Genomic DNA, 11097 nt, shown 5'->3' on the forward strand with positions numbered 1-11097 from the left:
CTTATAATAGATTTACGCCCTCTGTGTTTCTAATTGTTGTTCATAAGATTTTAACTTCTCAATTGCTTCCCGGTATAGCTCGTAATTTACCTCATGGACCTCTTTTCCTTTACCGATTGCATCGAGAAGCATGATCGTAAGCTGGCCGCCAAGATGTTCACGGAATTCTTCCAGACCACTGAAAATAGAATCTTCACTTTCCGGATGCTCAGCATTTTTTTGAAGTTCCGGAACCCACAGTTTAAATCCACATGATTTGAAGGTTTCCAGTATTCGCTGCCATTCATTTTGGGTAATTAACCCATCCAAGTAGGAATAGGTTACGTCCAGACAAATACCAATCGCTACTGCTTCGCCGTGTCGGAGCTCATAATCGGTAAGTTGCTCAAGCTTATGGGCCGACCAGTGTCCAAAATCCAGCGGGCGTGACGAGCCCATTTCAAAGGGATCTCCGGAATTTGCGATATGATCGAGATGAAATTCGGCGCAGCGGTAAATAAGTTCATCCATAGCTTCTCCATCCCGCTGATCCAATGCCTCCCCATTTTCTTCAATAAAAGAAAAGAACTCAGCATCTTTTAACAGGGCAACCTTGATAGCCTCTGATACACCCGACCTCCAGTCCCGCTGATCCAGCGTAGATAAAAACCGGGAATCATTAATAACTGCAAAGGGAGGCAAAAAGGTGCCTAGGAAATTCTTTTTCCCAAAAGCATTAATACCGTTCTTAACACCTACAGCAGCATCATTTTGTGCAAGGACGGTAGTCGGGATACGAATGGCACGAATGCCCCGGTGTGCGGTAGCCGCTGCATAACCTGCGGTATCTATCACTGCCCCGCCCCCTATAATTGCTACATACGAGTGACGGTCAAGTCCTGCTTCATTAATTGCCCGGTGCACCTCATCTACGTGGGACTGATCATTTTTTGCGGCCTCTCCCCCTGGAATAACGATAGGTTCTTCAATAAGAGTAAAAGTATCGTTAAAATGGCGGGCATATTCTTTGATATTTTCAAAAAGCTGCGGATGATGCTCATACATACCTTCATCCAGTACAAACAGTACTTTCCGAGCAACTTCAGGTGATGCAGAAGCTATGAGCTCTGCGAATAATTCATTGTTGGTATCAAAAAGTCCTTCAGTGAAGATCACATCGTAGGAAAACGATACCGGTACCTTTTGTTTTATTTTCTTCATGGTTACCTTCTTTGTATCTGTCTAACTAAACATTTATTTCTTTAGATGCGGGAAGATCAAGATTATATTTGTAATAGTACAATAAACAATGCTTTTTTGGTCTAAATTCATTTTTTTTACAACGCTTTACGGAATGAATTCTTTTCTTTATAACATAGGTGTTCTAAGCTTTCAAACACCAAACCAAAGACGATAAGAAAGATTATGCCAGATACGCAAACGGATATTCAAGCGGTTCGAACAACAATACTCTCATGGCTTCAAAGTCGCCTGGATGAGGAGGCTATGGAGTGGATTAAATCCACTAGCGACAAATTGATCGACGGAGCCGAAGACTGGGTTTTCTACTCCTCTTTTAGCGCCGTTCCCCGTCATACAGGCAAAGAGAACCTTTCCTTAAGCACGAAAGAAAAGGCAAAAGCTAAGGAATTGCGAACTGGATGGTCTCCATCTCACTGGAGTATTGATGATCTGGGCAGAACGTTATTAACGCTATCCATTGCTGAAGAACAGAAGGACGTTTTTTTTGAAAAACTGGAGAAAACGTTTATCTCCAGTGATATAGGTGAAGGTATTGCTCTCTACCAAAGTCTTCCGCTGCTTCCACATCCCAATGACCTTACCGATCGGGCGGCTGAAGGCCTGCGCACTAATATCACTTCTATTTTTAATGCGGTAGCACATCGTAATCCCTACCCTGCGGATTACCTGGATGACGACGCATGGAACCAAATGGTTTTGAAAGCACTTTTCGTGGAAACTCCTCTCTATCCCATTCAGAATATTGATAGCCGCGCAAATAAAAAGTTAGCGGAAATGCTCGTAGATTATGCGCACGAGCGATGGGCAGCTGACCGGGATGTATCCCCCGAATTATGGCGCTCTGTGGGCCCGTTTGCTGATGAAAAAATCGTAAAAAACGACCTGAAGAAAGTCTTACAAAATTCCAGTAAACTACACCAGCAGGCTGCTCTTCTAGCGCTTTCAGATAGTCCGGTTGAGAGTGCAAAACAATTAGTTGTACAACACTCCTCAAAGCTGGACCAAATGCGCCAAAACAATATCGATTGGGACTATATAGGAAAACAGTTTGAACAGGATTCTTTATAACCCCTGTAATTAAAATATTTTTTTATAAACGAAATTATCACAAAACATATATACTATTATTATGGCTGAAGAAAATATGATGTTTATCGATCCACATATTCATATGATTTCCAGAACCACGGATGACTACGAAGCTATGCGGCAGGCCGGGATTGTGGCGGTTATCGAGCCCGCTTTTTGGCTTGGCCAGCCCCGTACCAATGCGGGAGCTATGCTCGACTATTTTAGCACTATTGTTGGATGGGAGCGCTTTCGTGCCGAACAATTCGGTATCGTTCATTACTGTACCATCGGATTAAATGCTAAGGAAGCTAACAATGAGGAATTGGCCGAAAAGACGATGGACCTGCTCCCCCGCTACGCCAGCAAAGAAGGCGTTGTTGCTATCGGAGAAATCGGTTATGATGATATGACTGATCTGGAAGAAAAATATTTTCATCAGCAGCTGGAGCTGGCCAAGAAGATGGATATGCTCGTGCTCATCCATACGCCCCATCGAAATAAAAAGCAGGGTACCATCCGCAGTATGGATTTGTGTGAAGAGCACGGACTGGATCCCTCTAAGGTAATTGTCGATCATAATAACGAGGAGACCGTTGAAGACGTACTGGATAGGGGTTACTGGACTGCCTTTACCATTTATCCCGGCACTAAAATGGGAAATGAGCGAATGGTCGATATCGTTAAAAAGTACGGTACGGAACGCATCTTTATAGACAGCGCCGCGGACTGGGGACGCAGCGATCCCCTGGGCGTGCCAAAGACCGCCCAACTTATGCTTCAACGCGGTATTTCAAAAGAGGACGTCAAAAAAGTATGCTACCAAAATGCACTTGATGCCTACAAGCAGAGTGGAGCCATGAAGGAAGAAGACTGGCTGGATCGTCCAAAAATTGATCAAAGTCAGACCTACGGTGGAAATTCAGTGTTACGCGGGGGACTTGAGCCATTTATTGAAAAAGAAGAACCTTCAGAAGATGATATAATTATCGAATAACAACAGCTATTACTTTCATAATTAATCAATAAATTGATATTCTTTGAGTACTGATTATTCTCTTGCTGATCATATTCGCGCCCTGTTGGAGCTAATACGTCCCGCTAACATCATTACCGCCTTTGCGGATATCATCGCTGGATTTGCTGCTGCAGGGGGTATCATTGCATTCCAATTGGATTCATTCACTGTTATACCGGCAGGCTTGGGCTGGCTCCTACTGTCAACCTTCGGATTATATGGTGGAGGCGTCGTTTTTAATGATGTTTTTGATGCTGAACTGGATGCAGAAGAACGGCCGGAACGTGCTATTCCCAGCGGAAAAATTTCTAAATCTGTAGCTATTCTTTTGGGATCTGTACTTCTCATTACAGGGGTTACAGCCGCTTTTATTGTCAACTATACAGCGGCACTTTTAGCTTTTGGAATCGCATGTTTTGCCCTCGCATACGATTATTGGGCAAAACACTCTTCAGTATGGGGACCACTCTTTATGGGGATATGCCGGGGCGGTAATCTCTTGCTAGGCGTTGCAATCTTTCCTTTTCTTTTGACAAACCTTTGGTTCCTTGCTCTTCTTCCGATAGCTTATATTGGGGGCATTACCCTTATAAGCCAGGGAGAAGTACATGGGGGTGACCAAACATCTGGTTATATAGGTCTGGGCCTTGTATTGTTGGTTACCGGAGCGTTATTGTTAATTGGACTCCAGTCTTCTTACAACACCTTAATAGCCCTTCCCTTTGTTATTATCTTTGGAAGCCTGGTAATACCTCCTTTTTTGAAGGCAGCTTTAAGGCCAGAACCGACGCTGATTAAAAAGGCAGTGAAACGGGGTGTTTTATCGCTTATCCTATTAAATAGTGCACTGGCTGCCGGCTTTGCCGGCTGGACTATGGGTATCATAACAGTCTTGTTGCTTCCCGTATCACTGCTTACTGCCAAACTGTTTGACGTTACCTGATTTACAGTTATACCATTATTATCACTATTCAGTTACCGTCATCACTCCCTGCATCGTCTGCCAGTGTCCCGGGAACGTACACACATAGGGATACTCATCGGGCTCCTCAGGAGCCACAAAATAGATAGATTCAGATTCCCCGACATCGAGCAGACTCGTAAAGAACAAAACATTATCAGATTTAGGCACATACCCCCTGTTGGGCCCGTCGAGTCCCATATTAAGCGCATTTTGGGCCACCGTTTCAAGAGAACCCGGTTTAACAAAAAGGAGATTATGCAACAGATCCGTAGGATTGTTCAATGTGATTTGCACTTTACTCCCGGCTTTTACTTCAAAATCAGTGACGTCAAACTCCATTCCGCTCGTGGCTTCAATAGTTATGACTTTATCAGGTCCCTCCTCCCAAGATTCAGGCATCTCAGTCTTGTGCTTGTGCTCTTCTCCGGCAAAGGGATTGTCGGCTCCTTGTGATTGAGACTCTGGCTCAGTACTCTTCTGGGCTTCCATATCCACTGCTAAAGAATCACCTTCCGGGATGTTATTGAGGGTATAATATCCCACAGGATGCAGCAATGGATAGCCGGTTTCTTCCTCTATAACTCCTGTTGCATTAATTTCATGTATATATCCTTCTCGCAGGTTATCAACGACCAGGCGCGCCGAGAGCCCATCATCAGCTACCTCTACATGCCTTACCGGCGACGGCTCTTGATTAATAATGTCACTTCCATAAGTGGAATGGTAGTGATAAGTAAAACCTGTAACCTGGTATGATCCAGGATCTCCAGCCGAGGCTTTGTCTACAGGTTTCGTAAAAAAGAGTTCAAACCCATCAGGTTTAGCATGCACTTCCTTAATTTCAAAAGGCACTTCCCCATTCCAGACCAGCTGCTGCAGACCATATTGTTCTTTGCCGGTGGAACCCCATCCCCTGCTGGTCATCCCTACAAACATGGAGTTGTCACTGCCCCAGTCCATACGAAACACCCCTGACTCAAATCCTTCTATAAAGGGAAAGACTACTCCCTGGTATTGTCCGTTAATTTTTTCCTGAAAAACCCGCATAACAATGCTTTGTCCCTGATCACCCACAAAAAGCTGTCCCTCGAAAGGTCCAAATGCTCCGCCAGTAGTATCCGGAAGGATATCAGAGGTAGAAATGCCCATCACTCCATGAGGAAACCATACAGAAGGCACTTTCAATTCGGGAATATCTTTAGCTACTTCGTGAAATGGCTTACCGCTATCGGGAATATCCTCCGGCTTCAACGAAATGGGAGAACCCGGCTCATCGGACCAGCGTAGTCCCTCGGGATTTCCTGCAAAGTCGCCTTTTTCAAGATGGGTTATATTTCCAGATCCAACCCAACCTCCCTGGTTTTCGGCATAAAAGAGATCGCCCTCAGCATTATAGTTAAAGGCTGCCGGCGACCGTAATCCACTAACCAGCGGCTCGACGTCTCCATCCGGAGAAACCTGGAGCAACCATCCATCCCATTTGGATAAGCTGGCGCCCTCTCCTATCCAGGCTAAGTTAACCGTGACCAGCATGTCTCCTGAGGGAGTAAAAAGAGGGCCATAAAAATACTCATGATAATTTCCAGAAACCGGTCGTATATATAATGTTTTATACTCATCCGCGCGACCGTCCTCATCCGTATCCGTGAGCCGGGTAATTTCAGTGCGTTGTGCCACATAGATAGCCCCATCTCTGTAGGTAAGTCCCAATGGTTCATGTAATCCTTCGGCAAAGAGACTGTATTCCGGTGGATTTCCCCCTTCCTGAGAAGGATTTTTGATAATCCAGACCTCTCCCCGTCTTGTGCATACCGCCAGGCTTCCATCCGGCATTACGTCCATACCTCCCACTTCCAATACGATATCATCCGGAATAGACAGATCCAGTATTTTATAATAATCCGACTCTGTTGGGACGGAAGATTGTCCGATACTAATTAGCGGATACAGCATTATAGCCAAAATTAGCAAAACTGCTTTACATAGGTTGATTCTGCTGTTTACTCCTTTCATACTTTCTTCCAAAATTTTTGACATTATACCCAATTACATTCTAAACATTATCATAATCATAACAGCTTACCAGATAATCGCATATTCAATGGTTGCTGTTGGAGATTCATTCAGTAGCGGAATACGCAGATCATAACCTTCTTCTGTTTCCACTATCTGAGGCTCCAGCCCACTGGTTTCGATGATATCCAGATAGAAGGTGCGGTCATCGACTACATACATTCCTGTATCGTTCTGAACAATCTCCTCTCCGGAAGCCAAGTGCATCCAAAAATCGTTCTGAGACTCCTCTGATTCAAAATCAACGGTGCGTATCAAACGGCGATTTTGGGCTTCTCCTTCCAGATGATCCGTAATTTTTACTCCGGCCAAATTGTATTTGAATACGGGACTTCCATCTTCCGCAATCGTATATCCTTCCACCTTCAGCTGGTCCCACGAAAGTGAATCGGGCCAGACTGCAGTACCGCTATTCAGTTGGGCTGCAACAGGCTTGCCATCAAAAGAGAATGCAGGTCCCGCAGGACTGGCAACTTGTGGTTCTCCTCTATTAATCCACATTTCATTCGTATTTACAAAAGATCCATTCCAGGCATGAAGCAAAGCTGCCTGTCCCATGTCATAGCTGAAATTAATCTTATTCGGAGCACCTACATTCACCACATGTGTTCGCTTGCCCCCTTCATGCATGGCAAAGGATCGCAGAACTTTAATCCGATCTTCTGCCTCCACTATAAGATCGGGGAGTTCTCGATCCCCGCCCGGGACCGATGATGAAGCGTGAAGCTTTTGATAGCGTAGCTGCGGCCCTTCTGTAAAAAGTCCCAGTCCACCATACCAATTATTATGATGATCTATATATTCCAGTGTGAAATCATGTTGGCCGCTCTCCAGCTCAACGGTATTGGATGCTATTTCATGCATCCTGTAGAATTGATCCTGATCAAAAATTACTTTGTCATCAATCAACATTCGTACCATTCCGGCATTCTGTACCCTGAACAAATAAGTTCCACTATTGGAAGCTTCCAGGGTTCCTCTATATCGTAAGGCATATCGATCGTTCTTATTTATTATACTTCCGGAAAGAGAATCAGTAGTTCCCGATTCTGCTACCTCCAAAGTGTCAAAGTTAGGTATCTGATCTAAGGAGTCATTATAATATTCGTACGAAAGATCATTCAGATGGATCTGGTTTTTATCATATTTCTTATAGCGAATGTTGCGAATAGCAATAGGTCCGTGGTCGCCCTGAATCATAAGCGGACCTTCGGGTTGTTCATCTTCAAAAGCGGCCTTTATGGTTGGTCCACTCACCGCTACATTCTCCTGTATCAAAGTTCCATTAAGCCATATCTCCTCAAATTCAGCATCAGATATTTTTTGTCCGGATTCATTGAATTCCGGAGCTTTGAATAAAATTCTTACATGCTGCCAAAGGCCCGGTGCTCTTGCAGCATTCATTGCAGGAGGATGGCCTCCATACTCTTTCTCTCCTTCCGGCCTGCTTTCATCTCTTTGACGGTATATCCCTCCCAAGTCGCTGTATTCAGGATCCTCAACTCCCCAGCTGTCAAGCAGCTGCATTTCATATCTCCCCATCAGGTAGACTCCTGAATTAGATCCTTTGGGCATTAAAAAATCCAGTTCCAGTTCTAAGTCTCCATGTTCAAACTCTGTAAACAGATGATTGTTAGTTTCTTCAGATGGGTTATTAGCCAGAATTCCCGTTCCATCTTCTAGTTCGAGGTGTCCCTCTATTTCAGGATTACTTTTTAGCCCTCCAACAATCTTCCAGTTCTCTCCTATTTCCTTAAAAGCATCAAAGTTATCTAAAGTTATCTCCTGAAGAGGAAGTCTCTCCAATTCATCTGCATTTTCAACCTGATCAGTACTACAGGCCGTGAATAAATAGCCCCCTCCTGCTATGAGTAGAATTGCTATCACTTTATTGCCAAAGAACTTACAAAAGAACTGTCGCATTATTTTTATGGATAAAATTGGTTTAAATCATTTAAATAACAAAGAAACAATAGTATACATATTTCATATTTAGAAAAAGTAAACTATTGGCTTCAATATAAAAGATTGCTTTGAATATGAAACTATAAATCGTTACACAGCGGACACTTCAGGAGCTGTCTGTTCCTTTTCTTCATCATCTTTTAAAGATTTATGGTAATCAGTATACCAGAGCTCAAAAGCAATGGTTATTGGTCCCACAATAAACAGTGCATAAAAAGGAGCATAGATAGCTTCATTCAACCTAAATATCATCTCAACAAAAGCAATTGCAAAAGCCACCACATATTGCCCCCATCTACTGTTTACTGTGGTCTTTGGATCTGTAATCATAAAGAACACAAACAGCTGGTACATCGGACCTGTAATGGGCGATGCTTCAGCCAGAAAAGGATTGCCTGTTATCCAGCTTCGAATTACAGAAAAAAGAAAAAATGAAAGGACATATGTAAAGCATATATGAAAACGCCGCAGCCGATAAATTGAGATGGAGCCAACAATCCAGATGATAAGCATGGCCCACATGTTATTGCCCCACTGTATACTTAGTACTGAAACACTTTGAGGGACCAGTACAAGCATAGCAACCACTCCAAAGTTTGAGGGATTCCAAATATGCTGTCCCTTGTACCTTAAAACATATTTGGATGCAATAGAAATAATGGAGCACAGGGCAAATGGCCATAACATTGGAGAGCGAATGAGTATACCCACACTGATACCCGAGATATAGGCACTGGACATATCCCGCCATCCTCCAACAATAACTTTATGAAGTATCGCCTCTGCAACAAAACTTGCGACAATAGCCATTAACAGCTGGGGATAGCTTTCTAAAATCCCAAAAGATATATGGGCTGCAAAAAGAATCCCGGTTATTAAAAGTGGAGGAGTGTATCTTTTGTTGTACTTGAACCCCTTAATCTTGTCAAGAATCGTCGTATCCCTTTTATTCATTTAGCTCATTTTCTTTAATCTGGTGCAATTGATTTACTGCGGGATTATTAAGGGTATCTGTTCTTCCGGAAGGCCAACTAATAATAGCTTCATCAATTTGTGCGTTCTCACCCAGACCAAAATGCAGCCGCCGTTGGCTTTGTGAACTAAATCCACTGGCAGATTGCACAAATTGCTTCTGATTCTGATCACCCCAAATCACTTCGACACTGGCACCTATAGCACTCTTATTGCTCTTTGAACCTTTTAACTGAAAGGAAACCCAGTTTTTATCCGCCGCAGTATTACTTTTATAAATTTTAAGTGGTCCACCCTGACTTGCAATGAGAATTTCAAGTCTTCCATCATTGGTTAAATCAGCGAAAGCAACCGATCTGCTATCCAGATCCAGTGAACCTCCCACAGCCTCTGCTACTTCGTTAAATTTACCAGCACCATCATTTAGCCAGATTTTATTTTCCTGGTATCCCGATAAACTACGTCCTTTCATAGCTGGCCAGTTATCAGCATCGGCAATAATTGATTTATTCCCCCCTGCTACCATTGAAAAATCGTACCAATAATCTGTTCCTTTTTGGTCGGATACAAATCCATTGGCTACATAGAGATCTAGTTTTCCGTCAAGATTTAAATCCCCGAATTGTGCCCCATAACTCCAGCCACCGAGCTCTACATTAAAATTACCGGCCAGATTCTGGAAGCTCACATCTTCTCCTTCCCCATTGACCGGCACCCATAAATTATTTCCCTGAAGTAAAACTCCCTGCTCAGTAATATTCGTGACATAAATAGCGGGTCTACCACTATTCATTACATCTCCGAACGAAACGTTCATCCCGCTTTTGGGTGAAAAACCCATACCGGCCTCTTCTCCTTTCTCAACGAATTTTTTCCCTCCCTGGTTAATAAATAATTCATCAACACCGTAATCGTTGGCAATCACTAAATCAGGATAGCCCGAACCATTTAGATCTATAGAGGATGCCGCATAGGACCAGCGATTGCTTTCCAGTCCCACTTCTTTGCTTACTTCTTCAAACTCTCCATTACCCAGATTACGAAACAGGAACTTCCGTCCTCCATTCTGGGCATATTCAAAGCTTTCCGGCATAATACGGGTGGTTTCGAGATCCCAAAGATTTACGCTTTCATGGAAATACCCCCCCATAAAAAGATCCAATCGCCCGTCATTATTATAGTCAAACCAAACAGCCGTATTAGAGTTCACCCAGTCCGGGAAATCCTCTCCCATATCAACTTTTGTAAAACCATCGCCTTGATCGTTGTGATAAAGTGCAGGTTTCCCCCACTTAACCAAGAACAAATCCTCATAACCGTCATTATCGTAATCGCCCCAAACCGAACTCATAGACACCCCTGTTTCGGCATTATTTACCAAGGCAATACCTAGTTCTTCGGCCACATTCTCAAAATTGCCATTTCCATTATTTTTATACAATGCATTGGGAGCCCCATAATCACTATTCGTAACATAGAAATCCTGTAGCCTGTCGTTATTAAAGTCAACAACAGCTACCGATGCCCCTACGGAAGCTATTTGGGGCATAATGTGATCCAGTTTAGAATCGAATTCGGGTTCCCGATGGATAAAATCTATCCCCCAATCTTCAGTAACATCTTCCAGGTAGAATCCATAGCGTTCCAAGGCACGCTCTTGGTCAAATGAGGTATCATCCCCAAACCAATTGCTATAATTGGCAATCAGCACAGGAACTGCCAAGAGAACCAAAAAGAAGGCAATCAGTGGTATTTTATTAGTCGTTTGTTCTTCGCTTTTCATAGTGATATTTCT

Annotated in this window: 7 protein-coding genes and 1 pseudogene; 3 read left to right on the forward strand and 5 right to left on the reverse strand. The window is 43.4% G+C overall.

Annotated features, from left to right (window positions below; genetic code table 11):
- Positions 1 to 12: 12 nt before the first annotated feature.
- Positions 13 to 1203 (reverse strand): annotated as a pseudogene (locus ABEB05_RS04715) (3-dehydroquinate synthase); the annotation flags it as partial.
- Positions 1204 to 1404: 201 nt separating this feature from the next.
- Between ABEB05_RS04715 and ABEB05_RS04720 the strand changes: the two are divergent.
- The 3 genes from ABEB05_RS04720 to eboC all read left to right on the forward strand — a co-directional run bounded on the left by ABEB05_RS04720 (position 1405) and on the right by eboC (position 4271).
- Positions 1405 to 2310 (forward strand): EboA domain-containing protein, encoded by a 906-nt coding sequence (locus ABEB05_RS04720; RefSeq protein ID WP_265787969.1) that lies wholly within the window; start codon positions 1405 to 1407, stop codon positions 2308 to 2310.
- Positions 2311 to 2371: 61 nt separating this feature from the next.
- Complete coding sequence (locus ABEB05_RS04725) at positions 2372 to 3307, forward strand: TatD family hydrolase (protein ID WP_265787971.1); 936 nt, start codon at positions 2372 to 2374, stop codon at positions 3305 to 3307.
- 43 nt (positions 3308 to 3350) lie between these two features.
- Positions 3351 to 4271: a UbiA-like protein EboC gene (gene eboC, locus ABEB05_RS04730; protein ID WP_265787973.1), complete on the forward strand. Its 921-nt coding sequence runs from the start codon at positions 3351 to 3353 to the stop codon at positions 4269 to 4271.
- Positions 4272 to 4295: 24 nt separating this feature from the next.
- Here eboC and ABEB05_RS04735 read toward each other — a convergent pair whose 3' ends face one another.
- The 4 genes from ABEB05_RS04735 to ABEB05_RS04750 all read right to left on the reverse strand — a co-directional run bounded on the left by ABEB05_RS04735 (position 4296) and on the right by ABEB05_RS04750 (position 11085).
- Positions 4296 to 6329 carry a plastocyanin/azurin family copper-binding protein gene (locus ABEB05_RS04735; RefSeq protein ID WP_265787975.1) on the reverse strand — a complete coding sequence of 678 codons (2034 nt, stop codon included), beginning with the start codon at positions 6327 to 6329 and terminating at the stop codon, positions 4296 to 4298.
- A 42-nt stretch (positions 6330 to 6371) separates the two neighbouring features.
- Entirely contained in the window at positions 6372 to 8288 is a 1917-nt protein-coding gene (locus tag ABEB05_RS04740; RefSeq protein ID WP_265787977.1) for a 3-keto-alpha-glucoside-1,2-lyase-like domain-containing protein, read from the reverse strand.
- 132 nt (positions 8289 to 8420) lie between these two features.
- Positions 8421 to 9284: an RnfABCDGE type electron transport complex subunit D gene (locus tag ABEB05_RS04745; RefSeq protein WP_265787979.1), complete on the reverse strand. Its 864-nt coding sequence runs from the start codon at positions 9282 to 9284 to the stop codon at positions 8421 to 8423.
- Complete coding sequence (locus tag ABEB05_RS04750) at positions 9277 to 11085, reverse strand: CRTAC1 family protein (protein WP_265787981.1); 1809 nt, start codon at positions 11083 to 11085, stop codon at positions 9277 to 9279. Before ABEB05_RS04750 ends, ABEB05_RS04745 begins: the two co-directional genes overlap by 8 nt.
- Between the last annotated feature and the right edge of the window lie 12 nt (positions 11086 to 11097).

Source organism: Fodinibius salicampi (assembly GCF_039545095.1).
Taxonomy (GTDB): domain Bacteria; phylum Bacteroidota; class Rhodothermia; order Balneolales; family Balneolaceae; genus Fodinibius; species Fodinibius salicampi.

Coding starts and splice junctions, on each gene's coding strand:
- ABEB05_RS04750 (WP_265787981.1), bottom strand. CDS start 11,085: ATGAAAAGCGAAGAACAAACGACTAATAAAATACCACTGATTGCCTTC.
- ABEB05_RS04725 (WP_265787971.1), top strand. CDS start 2,372: ATGGCTGAAGAAAATATGATGTTTATCGATCCACATATTCATATGATT.
- ABEB05_RS04740 (WP_265787977.1), bottom strand. CDS start 8,288: ATGCGACAGTTCTTTTGTAAGTTCTTTGGCAATAAAGTGATAGCAATT.
- ABEB05_RS04745 (WP_265787979.1), bottom strand. CDS start 9,284: ATGAATAAAAGGGATACGACGATTCTTGACAAGATTAAGGGGTTCAAG.
- ABEB05_RS04735 (WP_265787975.1), bottom strand. CDS start 6,329: ATGTCAAAAATTTTGGAAGAAAGTATGAAAGGAGTAAACAGCAGAATC.
- ABEB05_RS04720 (WP_265787969.1), top strand. CDS start 1,405: ATGCCAGATACGCAAACGGATATTCAAGCGGTTCGAACAACAATACTC.